The organism is Leifsonia sp. KNZ13-11D (assembly GCF_056754895.1).
In genome coordinates this window covers 1815746-1841563 of the sequence record NZ_JBPGWU010000001.1, presented here as the reverse complement: position 1 = coordinate 1841563, position 25818 = coordinate 1815746, and the positions used below count along the sequence as shown (strand labels likewise).

25 protein-coding genes and 1 tRNA gene are annotated in these 25818 nt (G+C 71.1%); 6 read left to right on the top strand and 20 right to left on the bottom strand.

Annotated features, from left to right (window positions below; genetic code table 11):
- Window positions 1–101 precede the first annotated feature (101 nt).
- The 7 genes from ACR9Y5_RS09280 to ACR9Y5_RS09250 form a co-directional block, all read right to left on the bottom strand.
- Window positions 102–653, bottom strand: a complete 552-nt coding sequence (locus ACR9Y5_RS09280) for a YceI family protein (protein WP_481297692.1) — start codon at window positions 651–653, stop codon at window positions 102–104.
- A gap of 109 nt (window positions 654–762) precedes the next feature.
- Window positions 763–1950, bottom strand: coding sequence for a glycoside hydrolase family 3 N-terminal domain-containing protein (locus ACR9Y5_RS09275; protein ID WP_481297691.1), 1188 nt, complete (start codon window positions 1948–1950; stop codon window positions 763–765).
- A gap of 16 nt (window positions 1951–1966) precedes the next feature.
- Window positions 1967–2962, bottom strand: a complete 996-nt coding sequence (locus ACR9Y5_RS09270; protein WP_481297690.1) for a carbohydrate ABC transporter permease — start codon at window positions 2960–2962, stop codon at window positions 1967–1969.
- Entirely contained in the window at window positions 2959–3888 is a 930-nt protein-coding gene (locus tag ACR9Y5_RS09265; RefSeq protein ID WP_481297689.1) for a carbohydrate ABC transporter permease, read from the bottom strand. Before ACR9Y5_RS09265 ends, ACR9Y5_RS09270 begins: the two co-directional genes overlap by 4 nt.
- Before the next feature lie 13 nt (window positions 3889–3901).
- Window positions 3902–5278, bottom strand: coding sequence for an ABC transporter substrate-binding protein (locus ACR9Y5_RS09260; RefSeq protein ID WP_481297688.1), 1377 nt, complete (start codon window positions 5276–5278; stop codon window positions 3902–3904).
- Between the two features lie 45 nt (window positions 5279–5323).
- On the bottom strand, window positions 5324–7033 hold the full coding sequence (locus ACR9Y5_RS09255; protein WP_481299547.1) for a glycoside hydrolase family 13 protein: 1710 nt from the start codon (window positions 7031–7033) through the stop codon (window positions 5324–5326).
- A gap of 153 nt (window positions 7034–7186) precedes the next feature.
- On the bottom strand, window positions 7187–8200 hold the full coding sequence (locus tag ACR9Y5_RS09250; RefSeq protein ID WP_481297687.1) for a LacI family DNA-binding transcriptional regulator: 1014 nt from the start codon (window positions 8198–8200) through the stop codon (window positions 7187–7189).
- Window positions 8201–8274: 74 nt separating this feature from the next.
- Here ACR9Y5_RS09250 and ACR9Y5_RS09245 point away from each other — a divergent pair, with 74 nt between their 5' ends.
- Complete coding sequence (locus ACR9Y5_RS09245) at window positions 8275–9108, top strand: UbiA family prenyltransferase (protein WP_481297686.1); 834 nt, start codon at window positions 8275–8277, stop codon at window positions 9106–9108.
- Here the strand turns inward: ACR9Y5_RS09245 and ACR9Y5_RS09240 are convergent.
- The gene (locus tag ACR9Y5_RS09240) at window positions 9090–10487 is read right to left on the bottom strand and encodes an MFS transporter (RefSeq protein WP_481297685.1); all 1398 of its coding nucleotides are present in this window, start codon (window positions 10485–10487) and stop codon (window positions 9090–9092) included. The genes ACR9Y5_RS09245 and ACR9Y5_RS09240 overlap by 19 nt on opposite strands.
- Before the next feature lie 82 nt (window positions 10488–10569).
- Here ACR9Y5_RS09240 and ACR9Y5_RS09235 point away from each other — a divergent pair, with 82 nt between their 5' ends.
- Both ACR9Y5_RS09235 and ACR9Y5_RS09230 read left to right on the top strand, forming a co-directional pair.
- A complete protein-coding gene (locus ACR9Y5_RS09235; RefSeq protein WP_481297684.1) occupies window positions 10570–11244 on the top strand; it encodes a hypothetical protein in 675 nt (224 codons plus the stop codon).
- Window positions 11241–11447, top strand: coding sequence for a DUF6186 family protein (locus tag ACR9Y5_RS09230; protein ID WP_481297683.1), 207 nt, complete (start codon window positions 11241–11243; stop codon window positions 11445–11447). The genes ACR9Y5_RS09235 and ACR9Y5_RS09230 overlap by 4 nt, the downstream gene beginning before the upstream one ends.
- A 25-nt stretch (window positions 11448–11472) precedes the next feature.
- Here ACR9Y5_RS09230 and ACR9Y5_RS09225 read toward each other — a convergent pair whose 3' ends face one another.
- On the bottom strand, window positions 11473–12813 hold the full coding sequence (locus ACR9Y5_RS09225; protein ID WP_481297682.1) for an LCP family protein: 1341 nt from the start codon (window positions 12811–12813) through the stop codon (window positions 11473–11475).
- A 243-nt stretch (window positions 12814–13056) separates the two neighbouring features.
- On the opposite strand from ACR9Y5_RS09225, the gene ACR9Y5_RS09220 reads away from it, so the two are divergent.
- The 3 genes from ACR9Y5_RS09220 to ACR9Y5_RS09210 are packed head-to-tail and all read left to right on the top strand — an operon-like array spanning window position 13057 to window position 16252.
- Window positions 13057–14271, top strand: a complete 1215-nt coding sequence (locus tag ACR9Y5_RS09220; RefSeq protein WP_481297681.1) for an epoxide hydrolase family protein — start codon at window positions 13057–13059, stop codon at window positions 14269–14271.
- 12 nt (window positions 14272–14283) lie between these two features.
- Window positions 14284–15225: an alpha/beta hydrolase gene (locus tag ACR9Y5_RS09215; RefSeq protein WP_481297680.1), complete on the top strand. Its 942-nt coding sequence runs from the start codon at window positions 14284–14286 to the stop codon at window positions 15223–15225.
- Window positions 15215–16252 carry a redoxin domain-containing protein gene (locus ACR9Y5_RS09210; protein WP_481297679.1) on the top strand — a complete coding sequence of 346 codons (1038 nt, stop codon included), beginning with the start codon at window positions 15215–15217 and terminating at the stop codon, window positions 16250–16252. Before ACR9Y5_RS09215 ends, ACR9Y5_RS09210 begins: the two co-directional genes overlap by 11 nt.
- Window positions 16253–16276: 24 nt before the next feature.
- On the opposite strand, the gene ACR9Y5_RS09205 is transcribed toward ACR9Y5_RS09210, so the two are convergent.
- From ACR9Y5_RS09205 to obgE, 11 genes are all read right to left on the bottom strand, one after another.
- Window positions 16277–17113, bottom strand: coding sequence for a DUF1206 domain-containing protein (locus ACR9Y5_RS09205; RefSeq protein WP_481297678.1), 837 nt, complete (start codon window positions 17111–17113; stop codon window positions 16277–16279).
- Window positions 17110–17889 (bottom strand): phosphatase PAP2 family protein, encoded by a 780-nt coding sequence (locus ACR9Y5_RS09200; RefSeq protein ID WP_481297677.1) that lies wholly within the window; start codon window positions 17887–17889, stop codon window positions 17110–17112. Before ACR9Y5_RS09200 ends, ACR9Y5_RS09205 begins: the two co-directional genes overlap by 4 nt.
- A gap of 139 nt (window positions 17890–18028) precedes the next feature.
- Complete coding sequence (locus ACR9Y5_RS09195) at window positions 18029–18883, bottom strand: helix-turn-helix transcriptional regulator (RefSeq protein WP_481297676.1); 855 nt, start codon at window positions 18881–18883, stop codon at window positions 18029–18031.
- Window positions 18884–19063: 180 nt separating this feature from the next.
- Window positions 19064–19136: transfer RNA gene (locus tag ACR9Y5_RS09190), tRNA-Ala, on the bottom strand.
- Window positions 19137–19268: 132 nt separating this feature from the next.
- Window positions 19269–19646 (bottom strand): ribosome silencing factor, encoded by a 378-nt coding sequence (gene rsfS, locus ACR9Y5_RS09185; protein WP_310129048.1) that lies wholly within the window; start codon window positions 19644–19646, stop codon window positions 19269–19271.
- 61 nt (window positions 19647–19707) lie between these two features.
- Window positions 19708–21156: a hypothetical protein gene (locus tag ACR9Y5_RS09180; protein WP_481297675.1), complete on the bottom strand. Its 1449-nt coding sequence runs from the start codon at window positions 21154–21156 to the stop codon at window positions 19708–19710.
- Complete coding sequence (nadD, locus tag ACR9Y5_RS09175; RefSeq protein ID WP_481297674.1) at window positions 21153–21755, bottom strand: nicotinate-nucleotide adenylyltransferase; 603 nt, start codon at window positions 21753–21755, stop codon at window positions 21153–21155. The genes ACR9Y5_RS09180 and nadD overlap by 4 nt, the downstream gene beginning before the upstream one ends.
- Before the next feature lie 11 nt (window positions 21756–21766).
- The gene (locus tag ACR9Y5_RS09170; RefSeq protein ID WP_310129043.1) at window positions 21767–22003 is read right to left on the bottom strand and encodes a hypothetical protein; all 237 of its coding nucleotides are present in this window, start codon (window positions 22001–22003) and stop codon (window positions 21767–21769) included.
- Window positions 22004–22057: 54 nt separating this feature from the next.
- The gene (locus ACR9Y5_RS09165; RefSeq protein ID WP_481297673.1) at window positions 22058–23338 is read right to left on the bottom strand and encodes a glutamate-5-semialdehyde dehydrogenase; all 1281 of its coding nucleotides are present in this window, start codon (window positions 23336–23338) and stop codon (window positions 22058–22060) included.
- A 9-nt stretch (window positions 23339–23347) separates the two neighbouring features.
- The gene (proB, locus tag ACR9Y5_RS09160; RefSeq protein WP_481297672.1) at window positions 23348–24184 is read right to left on the bottom strand and encodes a glutamate 5-kinase; all 837 of its coding nucleotides are present in this window, start codon (window positions 24182–24184) and stop codon (window positions 23348–23350) included.
- Window positions 24181–25761 carry a GTPase ObgE gene (obgE, locus tag ACR9Y5_RS09155; RefSeq protein ID WP_481297671.1) on the bottom strand — a complete coding sequence of 527 codons (1581 nt, stop codon included), beginning with the start codon at window positions 25759–25761 and terminating at the stop codon, window positions 24181–24183. The genes proB and obgE overlap by 4 nt, the downstream gene beginning before the upstream one ends.
- Window positions 25762–25818: the final 57 nt, after the last annotated feature.

The following is a 25818-nucleotide window of genomic DNA, read 5'->3' as shown; positions in this document are numbered from 1 at the left end:
GTCCACGATTTCTGCACGCTCGCGGGGCGATTCGCGTGCAGAAAGTGCGGACTCGACGGCGGGGCGTCGTCGAGGGAGCGCGGAGGCTCAGGCGGCTGCGATCAAGCCTGAGCGAGGACGGCCTGGAGCTCGAGCGTGATGGTGACCTCGTCGCCGAGGAGCATGCCGCCGGTCTCGAGCGCGGCGTTGTAGGTGAGGCCGAAGTCCTCGCGGTTGATCGTGGTCTTCGCGGTCGCGCCGGCCTTGTAGTTGCCGTACGGGTCCTGACCGAAGCCGCCGAAGTCGAACTCGAAGGTGACGGGCTTGGTCACGCCCTTGATGGTGAGGTCGCCGTCGACGAGGAACTCGCCGTCCTCGTGGCGAACACCGGTCGACACGAAGTCGATCGTCGGGTGCTCGTCGGCGAGGAAGAAGTCGCCGGTGCGGAGGTGCGCGTCGCGGTTCTTGTCCTTGGTGTTGATGGAGGCGACGTCGGCCTTGGCGGTGACCTTCGACTCGAGCGGGTTCTCCGCGGTCACGAAGGTGGCGTCGAAGTTCTCGAACACGCCCTTGACCTTGCTGATCATCAGGTGGCGGATGCTGAAGCCGACCTCGCTGTGGGCGGGGTCGATGGTCCAGGTGCCTGCTTTGTAGCCGGGGATCTCGATGGTCACGGTTGTCTCCTCGAAGTCGTGCGCGGGCGGCCCTTCCACCCTGCGTCGAATACATGCAAGCGCATCGATCGTCGCTTCATTCCCGATTCCGGAAAAAAAAGTTGACGCGTCACTCTTCGGGCGCGAGCGAGCGGCGCAGCTGGAGCAGCTTCAGCGCGTCGGCGTCGAGCTGAGCGGCGGGGATGCGGCCCTGCTGCACGGCGGCGACCACCGCATCCACCAGGGCCGCCGGATCGGAGCCGGCGGGGATCACATCCAGCACCATGGTGTTGCCCGCGGCGATCGCCTGCACGGCGTTCTCGCCCGGATCCTGGTACTGCGGGAGACCGGAGTCCTGCAGCATCCGCAGATCGTCGGTGATGGAGGCGCCGCGGAAGCCGAGCTTGTCGGTGAGCACGCGGTGCCAGGCGGCGGAGAGGGACGCGGGGGCCGCATCCACCTGGGTGTAGGCGAGGTGGCCGAACATCACCAGCTCGGCGCCCGCATCCACCCCGGCGCGGAAGCTCGGCGCATCACGCGCGGCCCACTCGGCCTCGCTCACACCGGTCGAGGGGATGGCGTGGTGCGAGTCGGCCTCGCTCTCGCCGTGACCAGGGAAGTGCTTCAGGGTGCTGAGGACGGTGCCGCGCTCCCCCGCGACCGACGCGGCGACGCGGGCGGAGGATGCTGCGGGGTCCGTCCCGAGGACCCGGTCCGCGATGAAGGAGCCCGGATCGGCGGTGACGTCCGCGACCGTCCCGAAGTTCACCGAGACACCCGCCTGCTTGAGTAGCTGCGCCCGGCGGGCGAAGGCGGCCTGGGTCGCGGCCGGGGCCTCGCCGCGGAGGGCCTCGGCGCCCGGCTGGTCGTCCCACGGCAGCCGGGTGACGTCGCCGCCCTCCTCGTCGATCCCTATGAGCGGGGGCAGTCCGGGGTCCGAGGCGCCCATCGCCGCCGTCTCCGCGGCCAGGGCGGCCGGCGTCGCAGGGATGTTGTCGCCCATCACAATCACGCCGCCGACGCCGTACCGGTCGACGAAGCCGCGCAGTGCCGCCGGGTCGGTGCCCGGCAGGTGCAGCATGAACAGGCTCGCCGCTTTCTGGCGCAGCGTCATGTTCGACAGCCGCTGCCGGGCGTAGGCGGCGACGGGGTCGGGCGCGGGTGCAGCGGTGGCACGCGCCGAGGGGGAAGGGGACGCCGTACTCGTGCTCGGCCGCGCGGCCGGCGCCGCCGAGGCGCACCCCGCCACGCTCGCGGCGAGCACCGCCGTCACGGCGGCGGCCGCGATCGCGGTCGTCCTCCGCCCGGCTCTGCGCATCCCTCGATGCTAGCCGTCAGCCCTTGACGGCGCCTCCGAGTCCCGCGCTGCGCAGGAACAGCCCCTGGAAGACGAGGAACAGCGCGATCGGGATGAGCGTCGAGATCGCGAGCGCCGCCAGGTAGACGTCGAGCTGGATGGCCGCCTGCAGGGTGGGCAGCCGCACCGACAGCGGCTGCATGCCCGGGTCCCGGAGCACGAGCAGCGGCCAGAGGTAGTCCTTCCAGGCCGCGATGATCGCGAACACCGACACGACGCCCAGGATGGGCTTCGACATCGGCAGCACGATCGACCAGAACAGGCGGAACGGACCCGCACCGTCCGTCCGCGCCGCCTCGAACACCTCGCGCGGCAGGTTGTCGAAGAACCGCTTCACCAGCACGACGTTGAACGCGCTCGCTCCCGCGGGCAGCCAGACAGCCCAGAAGGTGTTGATGAGCGACTGCCCGAGCAGCGGCGGGTTCAGGATCGTCAGGTAGAGCGGCACCAGCAGCACCACCGACGGCACGAACAGCGTCGTGAGGATGAGCCCGTAGAGGACCTTCCCGTAAGCGGGCCGCAGCACGCTGAGCGCGTAGCCCGCCGTCGTCGCGACGATCAGCTGCGCGGCCCACGACCCCGCGGCCACCCAGATCGTGTTCATGAACTGCACGTCGATGTGGACGGTCGACCACGCGGTCGAGAGGTTCGCCCAGTCCACGCCGTGCGGGAACAGGGCCATCGGCGTCCGGAGCGTGTCCTCGGTCGGCGTGATCGCCGACTTCGCCAGCCACAGCAGCGGCCCGAGACCCACGATCACCAGCACCACGAGGAGGACGCCGTGGACGACGCGCGTGCTCCAGCGCACCCCGGGCTTGCGGCGGTCCGACACCGAGAGGATGCCACGGTCGGCGGACCCCGCTGCGCGGCGGCGCCGCCGCCGCCGACGGGGAGGCTCGGGCGACGCACCGTCCTCGATGACGCCGGTCAGGATGGTGCGGACTTCGGGCGGGAGGGACGTCGTGGTGGTCAATTCTGGCTCCAGGACTTGGTGAGGCGGAAGTACACGAGCGAGAGCACGGCGAGGAAGGCGGCGAGCATCAGGCTGAGCGCCGTGGCCGCGCCGTAGTCGCCGCCGAGCGAGTTCTGGAACGCGTAGCGGTAGATCAGCAGCAGGATGGTCACCGTCGAATCGACCGGCCCGCCGCCGGTGAAGAGGAACGGCTCGAGGAACACCTGCGCCGTGCCGATGATCTGCAGGATCAGGGTGATGAGCAGGATGCTGCGCAGCTGGGGAAGGGTGACGTGCCAGATCTTGTGCCAGATGCCCGCGCCATCCACCTCGGCCGCGTCGTAGAGTTCGGGCGCCACACCGGTGATCGCGGCCAGGTAGATGATGATCGTGCCGCCGGCCGCCGCCCAGGTCGCCTCGACGACGAGGGACGGCATGGCCTGCGCCGCCGACTGGATCCACGGCTGCGGCGGGATGCCCACCCAGCCGAGGATGGTGTTGAACACGCCGTCGGGTCGGGCGTCGTAGAAGAACTTCCAGAGCAGCACCGCCACGACCGGCGGAACGACGACGGGCAGGTACGCGAGCGCGCTGTACAGTCCCCGCGCCCGCTTGACCTCGCTCATCAGCACCGCCGCGATCAGCGGGACCGGGTAGCCGAGTACGAGTGCCAGGAGGGCGAACCAGGCGGTGTTGCCGACCGCCGTCCAGAACAGCGGGTCGTTCACCACCTGCACGAAGTTGTCCCAGCCCACCCACGTCGGCGCGCTGACGAGGTTGGTGTGCTGGAAGCTCATCACCACGCTGCGGACGATGGGCCACCACGAGAATATCCCGAAGATCACCAGCATCGGCAGGAGGAACAGCAGCGAGCTGAGGCCCCCGCCGCGCACCCAGGTGAAGGGCGTGCGGCGGGGACGGCTCAGCTGTCGATCGTGTGTCGTCACTTGTCTGTGTTCGTCACTTATCGGCGTCGACGAGCTTCTGGATGTCGCCGTCGACCTTGGTGAGCAGCTGGTCGATGTTCGCGTTCTTGTCCGTCAGCACGGCCTGGACGACCGAGTCGAGCGCGCCGTACAGCTCCTGCGTGTGCTTGTTCGGCTCAGGCACCAGGGAGGCGTCGAAGATCTTGTCCGTGAACGGCGCCACGTTCTCCTGCGGCACGTTCACCTCGTCCGTGATCCACTCCATGTTCTGGTCGTAGGTGGCCTTGTCGAAGACCGGGAGCGTGGGGACGCCGACCGGCTGGTTCGACTTCACCAGCACCTTGGCGTCGGCGATGGCCTGCTCCTTGTTGAGCAGCTTCTGCATGTAGTAGAAGTCGATCCACTTCACGGCGGCCTCCTTCTGCGCCTGCGACGACTTGGGACTGACCGCCGCCACGTTGCCGCCGACGAGCACTCCGGCGTCGCTGTTCGAGCTGTCGATCGGCAGCATCGTCAGGCCGTAGTCCTTCGGGTCGACGTTGTTCTGCTGCACCAGCGAAGTGAGCACGTCCGAGCCGGAGGGGTACATCGCGATCTGGCCGGCGCCGAACGCCTGGTTGATGCCGCTCCAGTCGAGCAGGAAGTTGCTGCCGACCGAATCGTCCTTCCAACGGAGGTCGTGCAGCCACTGCAGCGCCTCCTTGGTGACCGGGTTGTTCGTGGTGACCTTCGTCTTCCCGCCGTCGGTGGTCTCCATCCGGCCGCCGCGCGAGTACACCGTGGTGGTCAGCTCCCAGCCGCCGGTGTTGCCCTGGGTCATCTGCATGTAGCCGGCGACGCCCGGCACCTTCTCGGCGATCGTCTTCGCGTCGGCGCGCACCTCGTCCCAGGTGGTGGGCGGCTTGTCCGGGTCGAGACCGGCCTTCTGGAAGATCTCGCGGTTGTACGAGAGCCCCATGGCGTACGGCCCGTACGGGATCCCGTAGATCTTGTCGCCCGACTTGGCGACCGCCAGCACGTTCTCGTTGAACTTGTCGGCGTAGGGGAGCTTCTTCACCTCGGCGGTGATGTCCGCGAGCTGGCCGGCCTGCAGCAGCGACTGCGAGTCGGTGAAGGGGACGTTGAACACGTCCGGGAGGGTTCCGCCGGCGAGCTGCGTCGCGAAGGTCGGCCCCGTCCACTGGTACTCCTCGGATTTGATCACGATGTCCGGGTTGGCCTTCTCGAACTCCTTCACCCGGTCGTCGAAGGCCTTGAAGGCGGCCTTGTCGCTGCCCGGGATGAGGCTGGCGACCGTGATGTGGACCTTCCCGTCGGCCGAGTCGCCGGCGGCGGACGAGCATCCGGCCAGGAGACCCGCTCCGGCGAGGGTGACCGCGGCGACGGCCGCGATCGTGCGTGGTGACTTCATTGTCTTGACCCTTTCGAGTGCGATGTGTTGCGTGGATGGTGCGTTTCAGGTGGTGAGGTGCCCCGCGGGCCGGGCGTGCGTGCGCAGCCAGGCCGTGGAGTCGGGAGGGAGCAGCCCGCCGACGAGCGGGCTGCTGCTGAGGAGGATCGCCTGGTGCTCCGGGAGGGGCACCGGCACGGCGGAGAGGTTCGTGACACTGGTGAAGACCGGCCCGCGCACGAAGGCGAGCACGCCGTCGGGCGCGTCCAGCCACTGCAGCGTGCCGTCGCCGAGTCCCGGCTCGGCGCGGCGGATGCGCAGCGCCTGCCGGTAGAGCCACAGCATCGACGAGGGATCGCTCTGCTGCGCCTGGACGGTCAGCCCGGCCCAGTCGGCCGGCTGCGGCAGCCACGGCGGGGCTGTCGCGCCGTCGGGGCTGAACCCGAAGGGTGCGGCGGTCCCCCGCCATGGCAGGGGCACCCGGCACCCGTCGCGCCCGGGGTCGACCCCGCCGGAGCGCTCGTGCATCGGGTCCTCCCGCACCTCGTCGGGCAGGTCCTCGACCTCGGGCAGCCCGAGCTCGTCGCCCTGGTAGATGTAGAGCGACCCGGGCAGCGCTGCCGTGAGCAGGGCCGCGGCGCGGGCCCGGCGGCGGCCGAGCTCCGGATCGGTAGGGGTGCCCTTGCGCTTGGTGGCGAAGGCGAACGACGAGTCCTCCCGGCCGTAGCGGGTCACCGCGCGGGTGACGTCGTGGTTGGAGAGCACCCAGGTGCTCGGCGCGCGAACGGGAGCGTGGGCGCGCAGCGTCTCATCGATGGAGGCGCGGAGCTCGCGAGCGTCCCAGGGCCGCGCGAGGAAGTCGAAGTTGAACGCGGTGTGCAGCTCGTCCGGTCGCAGGTACGCGGCGAACCGCTCGATGTCCGGCAGCCACAGCTCCCCCACCAGGACGCGAGAGCCCGGGTAGCCGTCGGCGAGGGCGCGCCAGCCCCGGTAGATCTCGTGCAGTTCGTCCCGGTCCTGCGTGGGATGCGCGCCCGCCGCCGGCTCGTCCGGCACCTCGGGCAGCGACGGGTCCTTGACCAGCAGGGCCGCCGAGTCGATCCGGACGCCGGCGACGCCCCGGTCGAACCAGAAGCGCAGGATGTCCTCGTGCTCGCGGCGCACGTCCGGGTGGTTCCAGTTGAGGTCGGGCTGCTGCGGGCTGAACAGGTGCAGGTACCACTCGCCGGGCGTGCCGTCCGGGTCGGTGGTCCGCGTCCACGTGTCTCCGGAGAAGTTCGAGCGCCACGCGGTCGGCATCCGGTCTCCGCCGGGTCCGAGGCCGCGCCGGAACCAGAAGCGCTCCCGTTCCGGCGAGCCCGGTCCCGCCGCGAGGGCCCGCTGGAACCAGGGGTGGCGGTCGGAGACATGGTTGGGGACGACGTCCACGATGGTGCGGATGCCGAGCGCGAGCGCGTCGCGGATGAGCGCCTCGGCCTCGTCGAGGTCTCCGAAGGCGGGGTGGATGCGGCGGTAGTCCGCGACGTCGTACCCTCCGTCGGCGAGGGGCGATGCGTACCAGGGGGTGAACCAGAGCGCGTCGACGCCGAGGTCGGCCAGGTACGGCAGGTGCTGGCGGACGCCGGCGAGATCGCCGATGCCGTCGCCGTTCCCGTCGGCGAAGCTGCGCGGGTAGATCTGGTAGATGACGGCGCTGCGCCACCAGTCGGGATCGTCGTCGGGAGGCGTGGGGAAGCCCGTGCCGCGCGCCGCGGTCGCGGTGCCGTCGCCGTCCATCACGGAGAGATCCACGCTGAGCCTTTCGGTCGTCCGAGCCGACGGACCGTGCGGCGCCGTCGTCGTTCACCGAAATGTAGCTAAGGCGACAGATTGATGCAAGAACTCAACAATACGCAATTGGTTTGCGTACTCTTGCGCTCGATTGCGTGCTCAGGCCACGTGCGGGGCCGGGCCCGTGGACCCGCGGACCACCAGCTCCGGCTCGAACAGCAGCTCGTCGCGGAGCGCCGAATCGCTCGAGATCTGCCGCAGGAGGAGCTCGATCACCGTGCGCCCCATAGGCTCGATCGGCTGCCGGATCGTGGTCAGCGGAGGCTCGGTGCAGTTCATCAGCGCGGAGTCGTCGTAGCCGACGATCGACACGTCCGCCGGCACCGAGAGCCCCGCTCGGCGCGCCGCCCGGATCGCCCCGAGCGCCATCGGATCGCTCGCGCACAGGATCGCCGTCACACCCGCGGAGAGCAGGCGGGTGGCGGCGGCCTGGCCGGCCTCCAGCGAGTAGAGCGAGTGCACGACGAGGGACTCGTCGAGGGGCGCACCCCAGCCCTCCGCCAGACGGCGGGCCGCCTCCAGCTTGCGCTGGGACGGCACGTGGTCGCGCGGCCCGAGCAGGAGCCCGATCCGTTCGTGGCCCAGGGAGCGGAGGTGGCTCAGCGCCTGGTGCGTTGCGACGGTGTCGTCGCAGGAGACCGTGGCGAAGTTCAGGGAGTCGACGGGCGCATTGACGAGCACGGTCGGCAGGTTGAGGTCGGCCAGGCGCCCGTAGTGCGAGTGGTCCGCATCCTGCTGCGCATAGGCGCCGCCGACGAAGACGACTCCGGAGACCTGTTGCTGCAGCAGCAGGTCGACGTAATCGGACTCGGTGATCCCTCCGGCCGTCTGCGTGCAGAGCACCGGTGTGTAGCCGTTCTGGGCGAGCGCGCCTCCGATGATCTCGGCGAAGGCCGGGAAGATCGGGTTCTGCAGTTCGGGCAGCACGAGCCCCACCAGGCGCGCGCGTTCCCCGCGGAGCTTGGTCGGCCGCTCGTACCCGAGCACGTCGAGCGCGGTGAGCACCGCGCGCCGAGTCGCCTCCGAGACCCCGGGCTTGTCGTTGAGCACCCGGCTCACGGTCGCCTCGCTCACACCGACCTTGCGGGCCACCTCGGCCAGACGTTTCGACATGCCGACAGTGTACGCAAGTGCTTGCAGATCTGCGCAAGATCTTTGCAGTGAGGGATCGGGATACGATGACCGGCATGGCGAAGAAGGTGCTCTCCCTCCTGCTCGCCAGCCACCCCGGGCCCACAGTCGTCGTGACGGTGATCGCGACGGGCCTCGGACTCGGCCTCGGCTATCCGCCTCTCCGGCTCGCCGTGCTCGCCCTGGCCGTCCTGCTCGGCCAGCTCTCCATCGGCTGGTGCAACGACTGGCTCGACGCCGCTCGGGACCGCGAGGTCGCCCGGACCGACAAGCCGGCGGCGCGAGGGGACGTGTCCGTCGGCACTGTGCGCACCTCCGCCTTCGTGGCGCTCGTCGCCGCCGTCTTCCTCACGTTGCCGCTGGGGTACGCAGCGCTCGCCGCGCACGTCATCGCGATCGCGAGCGGATGGGCGTACAACCTCGGGCTCAAGGCGACCGCCTGGTCCTGGCTTCCGTTCGCCGTCGCCTTCGGAGTGCTGCCCGCCATCGTGACGCTCGGCCAGCAGACGCCCGCGCTCCCCCAGTGGTGGGTGTTCGCCGCGGGCGCCCTCCTCGGCGTCGCGGCGCACGTGACCAACGTGCTCCCGGACCTCGACGACGACGCCCGCACCGGCATCCGGGGCCTGCCTCACCGCCTGGGGGCGCGGGTCAGCGGGCTGCTCGCCTTCGCGGCGCTCGCCGTCGCCACTCTGCTGATCACCTTCGGTCCGGGCCTTCCCGTCCGGCCGCTGCTGATCGTCGGCCTCGTCATCGGCCTGGCGGCCACCGTCGCCGGTGTCGTCCTCCTGCTGCGCCGCAGCCCGACGCGCCTGCTGATGCAGCTCATCATGACCTGCGCGATCGTCGACGTCGCGATGCTCGCGCTCTCCGGTCAGTCCGTCACGGTCTGAACCTTCGCCGCCGCCCTGGCGCGGTTCTGGATGCCGACGGCCGAGACGACGCCGCCGACCAGCAGCAGCAGAGCCGCGGCCAGCATCGCGCGGTGCAGGCCGGCCGTGTCGAGCGTCCCGCCGATGATCATGCCCGCCGCCGCGATCGCGAGCAGGCCGGCGATGCGGGAGACCGCGTTGTTGACGGCGGAGGCGATTCCCGCCTGCTCCGGGTGGATCGCGCCGAGGATCGCGCTGGTGAGCGGCGCGACGGTGATCGAGAGACCGACGCCGAACAGGAGGACAGCCGGAAGGAGCGACGTCCAGTAGTCGACGTTGCTGCCCATCATCAGCAGCCAGACGAAACCGGCCGCCGCGATCATCGGGCCGATCGCCATGAACAGGCGGGGCCCGAACCGCCCGGCCAGCCCGCCGAACAGGCCGGACAGCAGAAGCATGCACAACGTCGACGGGATGAAGACGAACCCGGCGGCGATGGCGGAGAACCCGGCGACCTGCTGCAGGTACAGCGTCACGATCAGCGGGCCGAACGAGAGGGCGGCGTAGACGAAGAACGTGGCGATGTTCCCGACCCAGAAGTTGTGCACCCGGAACAGGCCCAATGGCAGCATCGGCTGCTTCACGCGGGTCTCGACCACGAAGAACGTGGCGAGACAGAGCAGGCCGAGCACGAGCGGAATCCACACCCGTGGGTTCGACCAGCCGTACGTCCCCTGCTCGATGAGCGCGAACACCGTGCCGGCGAGACCGACGGAACCGAGGACGGCTCCGACGTAGTCGACGCGGCCGCCCATCCCTGTGTCCGTGGTGCCGAGCGTCATCATCAGGACGAGTGTGATCGCGATCGGGATCACATTGATGACGAACACCCACCGCCACCCCAGGGTGTCGACGAACACCCCGCCGACGACCGGGCCGGCGATCATCGCCACGCCCGTCCATGCCGTCCAGCGGCCGATCGCCTTCGCCTGAGCCGGTCCCTCGAAGCGCGAGATGATGATCGCGAGCGAGCTGGGCACCAGCAGCGCTCCGGCGACACCCTGCAGGGCCCGTGCGAGCACCAGGAAGACGCCGGTCGGCGCGAACGCGCACAGCAGCGAGGTCGCGCCGAACCCGATCAGCCCGGCGTAGAGCACGCGCTTGCGGCCGAACACGTCGGACAGCGACCCGGCGATGAGGATGAGCGACCCCAGGGTGACGAGGTACGCATCCACCACCCACTGCTGGAGCGGCAGGCCGCCGCCCAGGTCGCGTGAGATCGCCGGGAGCGCGACGTTGATGACGGCGCCGTCGAGGAAGGCGACGAAGCTCGACAGGATCGCGATGATGAGCACCCGCAGCTGGAGCGACGTCATCGGCTCGATCCGTGTGTTGGTCATGTCCTCAGTAAACGTGTCCGGCCCCTGTGGTTGCAAGCGCGCTGCGCCGCAGGATGCGCCGGTTCCGGCGTAGAGTGCCGCCATGTCCGAGGAGGAGCGCTCCGCATCGCTGAGACCTTCGACAGGAACCGACCGGGCCGGACTGCTGACCCGGCTCGCCTGGGTGGGCGTGCTCGCGCTGACCGCCGTCTTCCACGTCATCCGGGGCGCCCCGGTCGATGCGGCGATCTACGCGGTCGGAGCCGCACTGCTGGTGCTGGATCTGCTGGGCTGGCTGCGCGTTCCGCTGCATGTGCGCGCGGACGGCGGCGGCCTCGCCTCCCGCCGGCTCGTCGTCGGCGTGCTCATCGCCGTCGCCGCGCTGACGATGGCGCTCAGCCCGCTGTACGGAGCGGTGGACACCGCCGTCGTGATCGGGATCGGCCTGCTCGTGCTGCCGGTCGCGTGGGCGGACCGCGACGGACCGCCGCGCGACCTGGCCGGTGCGCCGCCCGCGGACATGGCGGTCGAGGTCGCGGCCGAGCGCAGAGCGCTGCGCCGGGCGGCCGTCCTCTGGTCCGTCGTCATCGCAGCGGGATGCGTCTGGGAGATCGGCGCCTTCTTCCTCGGTCGCGGCATCCCCGCCGAGGAGACGCAGTTCCCGGCGCTCTCCGATCTGCTCGATCCGGTGGTCGCGTGGCCGCCGGCGCGAGCCGCCCTGGTTGCTCTATGGCTCGTCGGCGGGTATGCGCTGGTGCGAAGGGGGTGGCGCCGGTGAGAGACGTCACGATCGCCGGCTTCGTCGTCTGCGGACTGCTCTTCGCCGCCCTGGTCGTCGAGGCGCGTGCCGCGCCACTGCGGCTCGCACGGCTCAGCGTGCTGCTCGACCGGGTGATGGCCGACCGCGCGGCGCGCGTGGTCATCCTGCTGTTCTGGTGGTGGCTCGGCTGGCACTTCCTCGCCGTGCCGCCCCAACCTTAGACGTGACCGGTCGGTCGGCGTTCGCTCAGTCGTTGCCCTTGGTGCACGTCTGCTGCGCCGCGGTCTGACCGGTGATGGTCGAGGGAAGATCGACCGGCGCGCCGCCGCTGTCCGTGGGCGCCGGGGTCGCGCCCGGCGCGGGAGCCGCAGGCGCCGCCGGCGTCGCGGGCGTCACCGGGGACGGTTCTCCACCCGCGCCGGCGTCGGGCGCCGGAGAGGCCGTCGCGGTCGGATCCTCGGCGGCCCGGCCGGTGGAGCCGGTGAGCTTGACCGGCTGGTCGTTCACCAGGGCCTCATCGAGCGCATCCGCCGCCGAGTCCTGCGGGATGACGCGGTTCGGGTTGTCGGGATCCGTCACGGCCGGGTACTGCACGAACACCATGTTGCCGAGTCCGGTGTCCTTGAGCGCGAGGGCGATCTGGACGAGGGTCGTGGGGTTGGTGAGCGTCTCGGACGGCGTGATGTTGTTGACGGCGGCCTTCGCCAGGGCGTAGAGCTCCACCGGGTTGGACAGCACGCCTCCGCTCACGACCTTGCGGGCGAGCGCCGAGAGGAACACCTGTTGGTTGGAGATGCGGCCCAGATCGCTGCCGTCGCCGACGCCGTGCCTGCTGCGCAGGAACGACAGGGCCATATCCCCGACGATCGTGTTCTCCCCGGCGGGCAGGTCGAGCGGCGGGTTGGTGTAGTCGTCCGTGACCGGGCTGGCGAGGCACACCGTGACGCCGCCGACCGCGTTCGACATGGCGCTCACGCCGTTGAAGTTGATGACGGCCGCGAACGGGATGGTCAGACCCGTCATCTTGGACACGGTGGCCACGACGCAGTTGAGCCCGCCGCGGGAGAGCGCGGAGTTGAACTGGGCGTAGGAGCTGCCGTCGACCGTGCCCGTGCCGTCGGGGGACGGGCAGTCCGGGATCGCGACCATCAGGTCGCGCGGGAAGCTGACCACGACCATGCTCTTGTGGTCCTGCGCGATGTGCAGCAGCATCGTCACGTCGTTGTTGCCGGCGCCGCTGCTCGCATCCTGCTCGGCGGCGCTGCTGTAGACCCCGCCCAAGTCGCTGCGGCTGTCGGTCCCCGCGAGCAGCAGGTTCACGCCGCCAGGGATCGCGGACACGTTCGGGATGTCCTGCGGGATCGCCGAGTGCCCGGGGAGGGCCTGGAGGTGCACGCCGGTCTTGATCGAGTGCGCGACATCCCAGACGGCGTACGCCGCGATGGAGCCGACGCTCACGACGACCACCGCGACGAGGGCGGCCAGGAGCTTGAGCACCGCCACGCTGCCGCGCCGCCGGGGCAGCCGGCCGTGACGGATGCCCTCCGGTCCGCGGGCGCGCTGGTGACGTCGCGGCAGATCGGTCATCGGCATCCCTCGGGTCGTCGGTCGTTGACGAAATCCTAGTCGGCGGCGCTTTCCGTCGGCTGCGAGACGCGCTCCGCGGATGAACGGGTTCACACGGATCGGCCGCGGTGCGTGGTTCCCCCAATTCCGCCGCCCGCCGGGACGGCGGTGGGGGTTTCCCGGATGCCGCAGCGGCACCGCGCGGTCCAGCCTCGGACTGCGGCGGCCGCCCGACCGCCGGTGACGCATCCCAGGAGGCACGACATGACCATCGCCGAACCCCGGCCGGACGCAGACAGCACGCCTGCCGCCGTCCGTCCGTTCTCGTACACCGCCTCGCAGGACGACCTCGACGACCTCCGCCGCCGCATCCGCACCACCCGCTGGCCGGAGCGCGAAACGGTCGACGACACGTCGCAGGGCGTCCGACTCGAGACGATGCGCGCCCTCGCCCGGTACTGGGCCGAGGACTACGACTGGCGCGGCGTCGAAGCCCGGCTCGCCGCCCTCCCCCAGTTCACGACGGAGATCGACGGGCTCGACATCCACTTCATCCACGTGCGCTCCCCGCACGAGGACGCGCTGCCGATGATCGTCACCCACGGGTGGCCGGGCTCCATCATCGAGCAGCTCAAGATCATCGGACCGTTGACCGACCCCACGGCGCACGGCGCCGACGCCGCCGACGCGTTTGACCTGGTCATCCCGTCCCTTCCGGGGCACGGCTTCTCCGGCAAGCCGACCGCGACCGGGTGGGACCCCATCCGTATCGCCAGGGCCTGGGCGACGCTCATGACCCGGCTCGGTTACGACCGGTACGTCGCGCAGGGCGGCGACTGGGGCAATGCGGTGACCGAGCAGCTGGCGCTGCTCACCCCGCCCGGGCTGATCGGCATCCACACCAACATGCCGGCCACCGTGCCCGATGCGATCCAGAACGCTCTGGACGCGAAGGAGCAGCCGCCCGCCGACCTGAACGAGGAGGAGCGCGGCGCCTGGGACCAGCTCGCCTTCTTCTCCGCGCACGGCCTCGCCTACGCGCAGGAGATGGGCAACCGCCCGCAGACCCTGTACGCGCTCGCCGACTCCCCCGTCGGCCTGGCCGCCTGGATGCTCGACCACGACGCCCGCAGCTACGACCTAATCGCCCGCGTCTTCGCCGGCGGTTCGGAGGGGCTGAGCCGGGACGACGTGCTCGACAACGTGACCCTGTACTGGCTCACGAACACCGCGGTCTCGTCCGCGCGGCTGTACTGGGAGAGCAAACTCGCGTTCTTCGCCCCGAAGGGCGTGCCTCTCCCGACCGGGGTCAGCGTCTTCCCGGACGAGATCTACGCCGCGCCACGGAGCTGGGCGACGGCGGCGTACCCGCACCTCATCCACTTCAACCGGCTCGACCGGGGCGGGCACTTCGCGGCCTGGGAGCAGCCGGAGCTGTTCACGCAGGAGATGCGCGCCACCTTCCGGTCGTTGCGCTGAGGCGGCGCGGACATGCCAGGACTCCTACAGGTGGACGCCGGCGACCTGAACGTCGGCTACACGGACAGCGGACCGGCCGACGGCCCGGTGGCGCTGCTGCTGCACGGCTGGCCCTACGACCTCCACAGCTTCGACGCCGTGGTGCCCCTGCTCGTGGAGGCCGGGTTCCGTGTCGTCGTCCCGTCCCTGCGCGGGTACGGGACGACGACCTTCCGGGATCCGTCCGCGCCGCGCAACGCGCAGCAGGCGGTCTTCGCCCTGGACGCCCTGGCCCTCTTGGATGCGCTGAGCATCCGGTCGGCGGTGGTCGGCGGCTTCGACTGGGGGGCGCGCACCGCCAACATCCTCGCGGCGCTCTGGCCGGACCGCTGCCGCGCCCAGGTGACCGCCAGCGGCTATCTCATCGGCAGCCGGGCCGTGAACGCGCAGCCGCTCCCGCCGGCGGCCGAGCTCGCGTGGTGGTACCAGTTCTATTTCGCGACCGAGCGCGGCCGCCTCGGCTACGGGCAGAACCGCGACGAGTTCGCGCGCCTGATCTGGCACACCGCGTCCCCGGGGTGGGACTTCGACGACGACACGTTCGCCCGCTCGGCGGAGTCGTTCGCGAACCCCGACCACGTCGACATCGTGATCCACAACTACCGGTGGCGGCTCGGGCTCGCGGAAGGCGACCCCGCCTACGACGAACTGGAGGACCGGCTCGCCGCCCGGCCGCCCATCGCGGTGCCCTCCATCACGCTCGAGGGCGACGCGAACGGTGCGGCGCACCCGCCGTCGTCCGCCTACCGGTCCGACTTCACCGGACCGTACGAGCACCGCGAGGTCGGCGGCGGCGCCGGACACAACCTCCCGCAGGAGAGGCCGGAGATCTTCGCGCAGGCGATGATCGACGCAGCACGGATGGCGGACGGGCACGACAGCGTGACCGCGGGCGCGGTGCGTCATGGCGGATGAGCGCGAACGCCGGCCGTTCCGGTCCCTGGCCCACCGGCTGGCGGGCGACCCCGAGCGTCTCCCCGACGAGGGACGCCTCCCCGGCTTCACCCGGGCGACCGGGTGGCTGAACAGCGAACCCCTCACCCCGGAGGGACTCCGCGGCCGCGTCGTGCTGGTCGACTTCTGGACGTACACGTGCGTCAACTGGCTGCGGACACTGCCCTACCTGCGGGCCTGGCACGAGAAGTACGCGGCGTCCGGGCTCACCATCGTCGGCGTCCACACCCCCGAGTTCGGGTTCGAGCACGACCGGTCCAACGTGACCGCGCGGACCGCCGCGCTCGGCATCCGCTACCCGGTCGCGGTCGACGACGACTACGGGGTGTGGGAGGACTTCGCCAACCACTACTGGCCGGCCCTCTACCTCGCCGATGCCGACGGGCGGCTGCGCTACCACCACTTCGGAGAGGGCGAGTACGCCGGCACCGAGATGATGGTCCAGCGGCTGCTGTCGGATGCCGGCGCGCCCGACCTCGACCTCGACCTGGTCATGGTGGAGCCGGTGGGCCTGGAGGTCGCCGCGGACTGGCGCGACCTGCGGTCTCCGGAGACTTACCTCGGGTACGGGCAGAGCAGCGGCTTCGTCGCGGAGTCGCCCGACCGTTACGACCGCCCGTGGCCCTACGAGGCGCCGCGCGAGCTGCCGCTCAACGGCTGGGCGCTGTCCGGGCGGTGGACGCAGACCCGCACGGCGGCCGTGCTCGACGAGGCGGGCGGCGAGCTGGCCTACGCCTTCCACGCACGCGACGCGAACCTCGTGATGGGCCCGGCCGCGGGCGAGCCCGGTATCCCCTTCCAGGTGCTGCTGGACGGGCACCCGCCCGGCGACGCGCACGGCAGCGACGTGGATGCGGACGGGCGCGGGACGCTCGACCACCAGGACACCTTCCAGCTCATCCGGCAGACCGGCCCCATCGCCGAGCGGGTGATGGAGGTGCGGTTCGACCGGGCGGGCGCAGAGGCGTACTGCTTCACGTTCGGGTGACGCGGAACGGGTCCCCGCCCGTCGTCAGAAGCGCGCGATCCACGCCCGCAGCGCGTTGTACGCGCCGGACGCGATCAGGCCGGCGCCGGTGGCGATCAGCAGCACGTTCCCGAGCGGCAGCGTCAGCAGCGACGCGAACGCGCCGTAGAGTCCCGAGGCCGCGTCGGGGTGGACGGTGACCGCGGCGACGACGAACAGCACGCCGGCGACCGCGAGCACGAAGCCTTTCGCGATGTAGCCGGCGACGCCGAGGACGGAGACGACCGTCGCCATCCCCGCCAGGCCAGGGAGGTCGATGTCACGCAGGAAGCGACGGCGGACACCCTTGACGACCAGGTAGCCGCCGATCCCGACGATCCCCAGCCCCGCCAGCACGAGCAGAGCGGCGCCCCCCGGCAGTGCCAGGATGTGCACGCTCATCACCCGTGTCGACGAGCTGGCGTCGTCGTGATGCCCCTGCGCGACCCCCAGCGCTGTCAGGGCCAGTGCGGCGTAGGCCAGCGCCTTGCCCACATTCTGCAGCCGACGGGCCCAGCGCACCGACGGCTTCCCGGCGCGCATCGCGGTCGCCTCGATCACCAGCCACGCCGCGAGGGAGAACAAGCCGATCACGCTCACCCAGAGAAGCACGACGCCCCCTGGCAGCTGCGCGAGCTGCTCCATCGCGCCGGACTGGTCGGCGTCGGCGAAATGGTTGACCCCGAGCTGTATCGCGAGCGCACCGAGCAGCACCTGCACCAGTCCGCTCGCGGCGAAGCCCACCCGGGCGAGGGCGTGGAAGATCGCGCTGTCGCGCGCGTCACGGGCGACCTCGCGGACGCGTTCGCCCGCATCCGCACCCGTCGAGCCGCCGCCGCTCATGTTCCGTCCACCTGCGGCTGCGAGAGCTCGCCCTCGATCTTCTCGCCCTCGACGCGCACGGTGCGCCGGGTGTCGAGGGCGATCACGCCTCCCACGACCGCGAGCGACAGGGCGACAGAGCTCGTCGTGTCGCTGATCCAGTGGTAGCCGAGGTACAGCCGGCTCGCGACCTGCAGCACGGTCAGGGCCGCCGCGACGACGAACGCGACGACGGTGAACCAGCGTTTCTGCATGCGGCTGGCCAGCAGGAAGGCGAGGAGGAGGAAGAAGTCGGAAGCCCCGAGCACATGCCCGGAGGGGAACGAGAAGGTGTGGTCGGGCTGCATCAGCATGAGCGACAGCGGCGGCCGGGGGTGGCGGATCAGCGGCGCCAGGATCTGCGCCAGCACGACACCGGTCAGCATCCCGGCGCCCAGCAGGAGCGGGCGCCAGATGTGCCGGGCCGTCACCGACCACACGACCACGGTGATCCCCACGATGAACGGCATGGCCACGGGACCGAAGATGATCGCCAGGACGGTCATGAAGCCGGTCGTCTCCGCGGAGCGCTGGGCGTTGAACCAGCGCTCGACCGGCACGTCCAGCCGTTCGAAGCCGGTGTGCGTCATGACGTTGATCGCGAGGATCACGAACGCCGTCAGACCGACGGCCGCCAGGACGACGGACGTCACGTACAGGCGTCGCCGGTTCTCCGCGGGGAGGTACCGTTCCTCGACGACGAACCGCCGGTTCCAGTCGGACAGGCGGCTCGGACGAGCGTCAACGGCTGTGGGCACAGGATTCGGGCCTTTCGGGAGGGCGGCACAGGCGACCCGCCATGCGGGCCTCATGCACTGTACGCGCGATCGCGCTCACGGGGAGTAGCGGCGCACCCCCTGCGTGACATCCGCCCGGCCGGAGGCGCCGGCCCCGACCTCAGGCGATCCCGTGCCGCAGCGCGTACGCGGTCGCCTCGCTGCGCCGGGCCACGCCGATCTTGCGGTAGAGCCCGGTGATGTGCCGCTCCACCGTCCGATCGCTCAGCCACATGACCGCGGCCATCTCCTTGTTGCTGAGCCCCTGGGCGAGCAGGCCGAGCACCTCCAGCTCGCGGCGTGTCAGGTTCGGCGCGCCGGCCGGATGCACCGCCTCGCGCGCCGCCTCGCGCGCCGCCTCACGCGAGGCCTCCTCCACGCGTCGGGAGGCGGCGCCGAGCGCCGGACCGACCTCCTCCACCAGCGACCGCAGCACCCGGTTCTGGCGCTCGAGCGCTCGCTCCGCCTCCCGTCGCGCACGCTGCTCCCCCGCCAGCCGGCGTGCGGTGTGCAGGGCGATCGCCGCCTGCCCGACCGCCACCCGGAGCAGGTGGGTCTCCCGCTCCGTCGGGAAGCCGGGCCGCACTGCAGAGACGGCGATGAGCCCGGTCCCCCATGGGAGCGTGAGCGCCAGCGTGGTGACCCGGGCGAGGAGCGGCGGCTCCGATGGTCCGCCTCCCGCCCGGACGGCCGCCGTCTCGATGCCGCTGTCGACGGCCGCCGCAGTCACGCCCGACCCGTCGACCGCGCGCACGAGCCGCACGGGCGGCTCGGCACCGGTGGGACGCCACGACTCCAGGGCCGGCCCACCGTCGAACCCGTGGAAGCGCGCGTACGCCGCCTCCAGGCGCAGCATCCCGGTGACGACGCTCAGCAGGCCGTCCGCGATCTCGGGCGGCGTGTGGTCGACCCACAGGGACGGCAGGGCCAGGAGCGCGCCGAGGTCGCGCATCCACGTCCGCTCGTCCGCATCCATCGCCCGTCAGCCGCCGCTGCCGATCGCGCGCGGGCCGCGGGACTCGGATCCGTTCTGCATGGTCATGGCCGCATCCACCCGGTCGGAGGCTAACGCAGCGCCCCGAGGCCGCACAACGCAGACTCCAAACGAAAAGAACCCCCGGCCGGAAGCGGAAGAGCTTCTGACCGGGGGTTTCGGTGGATCTGAGGGGACTCGAACCCCTGACCCCCTGCATGCCATGCAGGTGCGCTACCAGCTGCGCCACAGACCCGGACGCTGCTCGTCCGGACCTTTCGGACCGGCCGGAACAACTCGTCCAGCCTACTACATCGGGGCCTTCAGAAAAAACTGAGCCGGGCTCGCGTCGGTCGAACAGCTCGCTGCGCCAGTTCCCGCGCGTCCTCTACTCCGCCGTCTCGTGGACGGGGAGCTCGATCGGAAGCACGGGGCAGTCCTTCCACAGGCGTTCGAGCGCGTAGTACATCCGGTCCTCCTCGTGGAAGACGTGGACCACCAGGTCGCCGAAGTCCAGAAGCACCCAGCGGCCCTCGGCCTTGCCCTCGCGGCGCAGCGTCTTGACGCCGGCCTCGTTGAGCTTGTCCTCCACCTCGGACGCGATGGCCAGCACGTTCCGCTCGACACGCCCGCTGACCAGCAGGAAGGCGTCGGTCAGCGGCAGCGGCCCGGAGACGTCGAGGGCGACGAGATCCTGGCCGCCCTTCGAGTCGGCGGCGGCTGCTGCCACCTGCAGGATCTCGCGGGCGTGCGGGGATGCGGTCACGGACGGTCCTCCGGTCGCGTTCGGTGCGTCAGGGTGGAAAGGGTTGCGAGAGCGCGGATGATCAGAACACCTTCAGGACGTAGGCCGCGACGAGCAGCCCGATGACACCGACGGCGAGCACTCCCGCGGTCACCATGAGGATGACGGGGAGGGCGTTGCCGCGCTTCTTCGGCGGGGCGATGACACCGCGCGTCGACGTGTGCGTGCTGATCGCGCGCGAGGCGCGGACGGGCTGCACCTCGGACGTGTTGAACTCGTTCTCCTCGCCGTCGAGCAGCCGGTCGATGTCGGACGAGTCGATGCGGTCGGGATGAGCGCCGGTCGCGCCCATGCCCCGGGGCAGGTCGATGGACCCCGTCACCAGGATCTCCCCCGTGCTGGTGAGCGGTGCGTTGGTGTCCGGCTGCGGGATGACGGGCAGGATGAGCGCGTTGGTCGTGGTCGCCGCGGTCGACTGCGCGACGTTGCGCGTCGTGATCGGCTGCTTCTGGTCTTCCAGCTCTGCGGCGGTCGACCAGTGGCCGGTCGGCGGTGTGAACGGCCGGCGCTCCTGCGTCGACGTGTCCTCGGCGGCCTCCTGCGGTGCGGCGACGGCGGGGGGCTCCTCCGGCGCTTCGGACGCGGGCTTCGCCGCGACCGGGGCCCCGAAGGCGGCGAACGGCGAGGTCGGGCTCTGCGTGACCGTCGGCTCGTCCTGCGCGGAGCGCGACGAGGCCGGCGCGGTGGGCGCCGCCGACGCGGCCGACGGGGCGAACGATGCGAACGGCCAGGACGACTTCTCGCTCGAGGGTGTTCCGGCGGGGGCGGGGATCGAGGTCGCCGCGGTCGCGGTGCCCTCGACCGTCGTCTCGGCCGCGGCCTCCGACGAACCGCCTGCGGAGTCGGAGGTGAAGGAGACGGGGAAGACGGCCTCGCCGTTCGTCGGCGCGTGGTTGGCCTGGGCGTTCGCCTCCTGGGCCTGAAGCATCGCGCGCAGCTCGCGCCGGGTGAGCGTCCGCTCGCCCGCCGGAGTCGCCGGGGAGGCGGCGGCCGGAGCGGCCGGGGCCTGGACCGGCTGCGCCGGCTGCAGGATCGCCATGGGCTGGGTCACCGGCTCCGGCTGCGACGGATCGGGCGACTGGCGGAAGAAGTCGAAGGCGTCGCGCGAGGGCGACGTGACGCCGGGCTCGGCGAAGGCGCTGGCCGGGATGGCCGGACGCTCGTCCGCAGCGGCCGGGGCCTCGGCGGACGCCGTGGCGGGAGCGTCGTCGGCGCTGGCCTCATCGGCACTGGCCTCATCCGCACGGGCCTCATCGGCACGGGCCTCGTCTACACGGGCCTCATCGACACCGGTCTCGGCGGGCTGCTCGTCGCGGGGTGGTGCGGTGGTGGTCATCTCGGGGATCTGGCCGCCGGGCGTCGGCTCGGAGGTTCCCGCGCGGCGCGCTGCAGAGCGCTCGAACTCCCTCGCCTGTCGCCGCGTCTGCGCCTGCGGCTGGCCCGTCGGCGGCTGTTCAGGCCACGATGTCATGCCACGCTCCGATACAGATGGTGTTTGGAGATGTACTGAACGACCCCGTCGGGCACCAAGTACCAGACCGGGAATCCCCTGCTCACCCGGCTCCGGCAATCGGTCGACGAGATCGCCAGGGCCGGAACTTCCAACAAGCTTACGTCTTGCTCCGGCAATCCAGAAATACTCAAGTCGTGTCCCGGGCGACTCACAGCAACGAAGTGGGCGAGCTCCCAGAGCTCGCGCACATCGCGCCAGCTGAGGATCTGTGCGATCGCGTCGGCGCCCGTGATGAAGAAGAGCTCGGCCTCCGGACGCTCGCGGTGGAGGTCGCGCAGCGTGTCGATCGTGTACGTGGGGCCCTCGCGGTCGATGTCCACCCGGCTCACGGTGAAGCGCGGGTTGGATGCCGTCGCGATCACCGTCATCAGGTAGCGGTGCTCCGCCTCCGTGACCGGCCCCTTCTGCCACGGCTGGCCCGTCGGGACGAAGACCACCTCGTCCAGGTCGAAGGACTGCGCGACTTCGCTGGCGGCGACGAGGTGGCCGTGGTGGATGGGGTCGAAAGTGCCGCCCATCACGCCGATGCGCGGCCGGCCCGTCTCCGTCAGCTCCATGCCCGGGTGGCTCAGTGCCCCTGGGTCGGGTGGCCGGTGCCGTGGTGCGTGGCGCCCGGGGCGCCCGCGTGGGCCGCCGCGTCGGGGGCCGACCGGTGGCTGTGCCGGTTGGCGACGTCCTTGAAGCTCCACGCGACGAAGGCGAGAGCGATGAACAGCGCGATGGCGATCGCCCCGAACGCCCAGGTGGGCATCGGCAGCTCGACGTGGGTCTCCGCCTCGGCGAGGACGGTCGTCAGAAATGACATCGTGCGTAATCCTTTCTCCGGGCCGCGAGGCCCGCTGTCGAGTCTAGCGGTCGCCTACGCCCGGATCTGCCCGGACCCGCGGACGATCCACTTCGTGCTCGTGAGCTCGGGGAGCCCCATCGGCCCGCGTGCGTGCAGCTTCTGGGTCGAGATGCCGACTTCGGCGCCGAAACCGAACTCGCCCCCGTCGGTGAACCGGGTGGACGCGTTCACCATCACGACCGCCGAGTCGACCTCGGCCAGGAACCGCTCGGCGTTCGCCAGGTCGTTCGTCACGATGGACTCGGTGTGCTGCGTCGAGTAGCGCCGGATGTGCTCGATCGCCTCGTCGAGGTCGTCCACGACCTTCACCGAGATGTCGAGGCTCATGTGCTCCGTCGCGTAGTCCTCCTCGGTGACCGGCACGGCGTCCGCCGCGAACGGCAGCGCACGCTCGTCGGCGTGGATGGCCACCCCGGCGTCGCGCAGGGCGCCCAGCACGGGCGGCAGCAGCCGGTCGGCGGCGGCGCGGTGCACCAGCAGCGTCTCGACCGCGTTGCAGACGCTGGGACGCTGCACCTTGGCGTTCCGGACGATGTCGACCGCCCAGTCCTCCCGCGCGGACTCGTCGAGCACTACGTGCACCACGCCGGCGCCCGTCTCGATGACCGGGACCGTGGACTGCGTGACGACCGCCTGGATGAGCTCGGCGCTGCCACGCGGGATCAGCACGTCCACGTAGCCGCGGGCCGTCATGAGCTCCGCGGCGCCCTCCCGGCCGAAGTCGTCGATGGTCTGCACCGCATCGGCGGGGAGCCCCGCCGACTCCAGCGCCTGCTGGATGACGCGGACGAGCACGCGGTTGGTCTCGATCGCGGCGCTCCCGCCGCGCAGGACCGCCGCGTTCCCGCTCTTGACGGCGAGGGCCGCGATGTCGATGGTCACGTTCGGCCGTGCCTCGTAGATGACGCCGACGACACCGAACGGGACCCTCACCTGCGTGATCTGGATGCCGTTGGGGAGCGCGCTGCCGCGGACGGCCTGGCCGACCGGATCGGTGAGCCCCACGATCTCGAGAACCGCATCCGCCAGCCCCTGCAGTCGCGCCGGGCTCAGCGTCAGCCGATCGAGCAGGCCGGTCGTCAGACCGTTCTCACGGCCGTTGGCCAGGTCGAGCTCGTTGGCGGCGAGGACGTCGGCGGACGCCGCGAGCACGCCGTCGGCGATGGCACGGAGGGCACGGTTCTTCTGGTCCGTGTTGGCCGTCGCGAGAGAGCGGGACGCCGTCTTCGCGGCCTCGAGGCGCTCCCGCAGCGACAGGGTCGCGGCGGGCGCCGAATCGGTGATCGAGGACATGCGTCGATTCTAGGACGCGGCGACGTCGGACGAGACCGCGCCGGGCGCGAGCGGCGCCGACGAGACGGGCGCGGGCGCGAACCACGTACCCACCCGCTCGCCCCGCAGCGCGCGGGACACCAGGGAGGTCGCCGTCAGCACGACGGCGGTCCCGCGCTCGGCCGCCTGCCGGGCGGCGGAGACCTTGGTGACCGCTCCCCCGCTGCCGACGCCCGAGAGACCGGTCGAGCCGATCTCCACACCGTCGAGCTCGTCGTCCCAGCCGACGTGCTCGATGCGCTCGGCGCCCGGCTCGTGCGGCGGCCGCGTGTACAGGGCGTCGACATCCGACAGCAGCACCAGCAGGTCGGCGTCGATGAGCAGCGCGACCAGCGCGGCGAGCCGGTCGTTGTCGCCGAACCGGATCTCGTGGGTCGCGACCGTGTCGTTCTCGTTGACGATCGGCAGGATGCGGAGGTCGAGCAGCCGCTCCATCGCCCGCTTGGCGTTGCTGCGGTGCGTCGGATTCTCCATGTCGCCGGCCGTGAGGAGCACCTGGCCCGCCACGATGTCGTAGCGGTCGAAGCTGTCCTGGTACCGGTAGATCAAGACGTTCTGGCCCACGGCAGCCGCGGCCTGCTGCGTCGGCAGGTCGGTGGGACGCTCGGTGAGCGACAGGTACGGGATGCCCGTGGCGATCGCGCCCGACGACACCAGGACCACCTGCGTGCCGCGGCCGTGGGCCTCGGCGAGGGCGTCGACCAGCGGGGCGATCTGGCCCGCGTTCTCGCCGCTGATGGACGAGGAGCCCACCTTGACGACGATCCGGCGGGCGGAGGGGATCTGGCTGCGGTCGTCGATCGTCATCCCTCGCTGGTCTCCCTGTCTGCGCGTGCGTCTTCCGGGCTCGCGTCCGCCTCGCGGACCGCGTTCTCGTCGTAGCTGTCGTCCGCCCAGAGGCCCGCGGCGCGGTCGCGCTGGAGCTCTTCGCGGGCTTCGGCCTTGGCGTCCATGCGCTCGAAGTAGTCCTCGCGACGCTGCGCACGGGTCGGGCGCTGGTTGGTGTCGAGCCGCGTGTCCGTTCCTCGGGGCGCAGTGATCAGTTCGGCGGTGGAGGTGAGGGTCGGCTCCCAGTCGAAGACGACGCCGTTGTTCCGGCCGATGACCACGGTCGAGCCGGCGACGGCCCCGGCGCGGACCAGCTCGTCCTCCACGCCCAGCTTGGCCAGGCGGTCGGCGAGGTAGCCGACGGCCTCGTCGTTGGCGAAGTCGGTCTGCGCGACCCAGCGCTCGGGCTTGGCGCCCAGGATGCGGTACACCGGTCCGTCCGTGCCGCCCTCGACCTTGACCACGAACCCGGAGTCGTCCACGGCCTTCGGGCGCATGACGATGCGCGGGCGCGCCTCCTCGAGCGCCGCCTGCTCGGCGCGCGCCTTCTCGACGATCTCGCCGAGCGCGAAGGAGAGCGGGCGGAGGCCCTCGTGGCTGACCGTGGAGATCTCGAAGACGCGGTACCCGCGCTGCTCGAGCTCCGGACGGACGAATTCGGCCAGCTCACGCGCATCCGGCACGTCGATCTTGTTGAGCGCGACCAGCTGCGGCCGCTCCAGGAGCGGCGTCTGACCCTCGGGGACCGGGTACGCGGCGAGCTCGGCGAGGATGACGTCCAGGTCGCTCAGCGGATCGCGGCCGGGCTCCAGCGTGGCGCAGTCGAGCACGTGCAGGAGCGCCGAGCAGCGTTCGACGTGACGGAGGAACTCCAGCCCGAGGCCGCGACCCTCGCTCGCGCCCTCGATGAGGCCGGGCACGTCGGCCACGGTGTAGCGCACGTCGCCGGCCTGCACGACGCCGAGATTGGGGTGGAGTGTGGTGAACGGATAGTCCGCGATCTTGGGCTTCGCGGCAGAGAGCGCGGCGATGAGGCTCGACTTGCCGGCGGACGGGTAGCCGACCAGGGCGATGTCGGCGACCGTCTTCAGCTCGAGCCGGATGTCGCCCTCCCACCCGGGAGTGCCGAGCAGCGCGAAGCCCGGCGCCTTGCGCTTCGGGTTGGCCAAGGCCGCGTTGCCGAGGCCTCCGACGCCGCCGGGGGCGGCGACGAAGCGCATCCCCGGCTCGGTGAGGTCGGCCAGCTCGTTGCCGGCCTCGTCCTTGACGACCGTGCCGACCGGGACGGCCAGCTCGAGGTCTTCGCCCGTGTGGCCGCTGCGATGGTCGCCCATCCCGAAGCCGCCGTTCTCGCTGGAACGGTGCGGATGACGGTGATAGCCGAGCAGCGTGGTGACCTGGGGGTCGGCGACCAGCACGATGTCGCCGCCGTTGCCGCCGTTCCCGCCGTCGGGACCGGCCAGCGGCTTGAACTTCTCGCGCCGGACCGAGACGCACCCGTTGCCGCCGTTTCCGGCGCGCAGATGCAACGTCACGCGATCAACGAACGTCGCCATGGTGCTCTCCTATTACTGCTCAAACGGCGGATGGGCGGGCCGAAGCCCGCCCATCCG

Excerpts from the sequence above, each read along its gene's own strand:
- ACR9Y5_RS09275 (WP_481297691.1), bottom strand. The coding sequence starts at position 1,950 with ATGCGCAGAGCCGGGCGGAGGACGACCGCGATCGCGGCCGCCGCCGTG.
- ACR9Y5_RS09260 (WP_481297688.1), bottom strand. The coding sequence starts at position 5,278 with ATGAAGTCACCACGCACGATCGCGGCCGTCGCCGCGGTCACCCTCGCC.
- ACR9Y5_RS09255 (WP_481299547.1), bottom strand. The coding sequence starts at position 7,033 with ATGGACGGCGACGGCACCGCGACCGCGGCGCGCGGCACGGGCTTCCCC.
- ACR9Y5_RS09250 (WP_481297687.1), bottom strand. The coding sequence starts at position 8,200 with ATGTCGAAACGTCTGGCCGAGGTGGCCCGCAAGGTCGGTGTGAGCGAG.
- ACR9Y5_RS09245 (WP_481297686.1), top strand. The coding sequence starts at position 8,275 with ATGGCGAAGAAGGTGCTCTCCCTCCTGCTCGCCAGCCACCCCGGGCCC.
- ACR9Y5_RS09240 (WP_481297685.1), bottom strand. The coding sequence starts at position 10,487 with ATGACCAACACACGGATCGAGCCGATGACGTCGCTCCAGCTGCGGGTG.
- ACR9Y5_RS09235 (WP_481297684.1), top strand. The coding sequence starts at position 10,570 with ATGTCCGAGGAGGAGCGCTCCGCATCGCTGAGACCTTCGACAGGAACC.
- ACR9Y5_RS09225 (WP_481297682.1), bottom strand. The coding sequence starts at position 12,813 with ATGACCGATCTGCCGCGACGTCACCAGCGCGCCCGCGGACCGGAGGGC.
- ACR9Y5_RS09220 (WP_481297681.1), top strand. The coding sequence starts at position 13,057 with ATGACCATCGCCGAACCCCGGCCGGACGCAGACAGCACGCCTGCCGCC.
- ACR9Y5_RS09215 (WP_481297680.1), top strand. The coding sequence starts at position 14,284 with ATGCCAGGACTCCTACAGGTGGACGCCGGCGACCTGAACGTCGGCTAC.
- ACR9Y5_RS09210 (WP_481297679.1), top strand. The coding sequence starts at position 15,215 with ATGGCGGATGAGCGCGAACGCCGGCCGTTCCGGTCCCTGGCCCACCGG.
- ACR9Y5_RS09205 (WP_481297678.1), bottom strand. The coding sequence starts at position 17,113 with ATGAGCGGCGGCGGCTCGACGGGTGCGGATGCGGGCGAACGCGTCCGC.
- ACR9Y5_RS09195 (WP_481297676.1), bottom strand. The coding sequence starts at position 18,883 with ATGGATGCGGACGAGCGGACGTGGATGCGCGACCTCGGCGCGCTCCTG.
- ACR9Y5_RS09180 (WP_481297675.1), bottom strand. The coding sequence starts at position 21,156 with ATGACATCGTGGCCTGAACAGCCGCCGACGGGCCAGCCGCAGGCGCAG.
- nadD (WP_481297674.1), bottom strand. The coding sequence starts at position 21,755 with ATGGAGCTGACGGAGACGGGCCGGCCGCGCATCGGCGTGATGGGCGGC.
- ACR9Y5_RS09170 (WP_310129043.1), bottom strand. The coding sequence starts at position 22,003 with ATGTCATTTCTGACGACCGTCCTCGCCGAGGCGGAGACCCACGTCGAG.
- ACR9Y5_RS09165 (WP_481297673.1), bottom strand. The coding sequence starts at position 23,338 with ATGTCCTCGATCACCGATTCGGCGCCCGCCGCGACCCTGTCGCTGCGG.
- proB (WP_481297672.1), bottom strand. The coding sequence starts at position 24,184 with ATGACGATCGACGACCGCAGCCAGATCCCCTCCGCCCGCCGGATCGTC.
- obgE (WP_481297671.1), bottom strand. The coding sequence starts at position 25,761 with ATGGCGACGTTCGTTGATCGCGTGACGTTGCATCTGCGCGCCGGAAAC.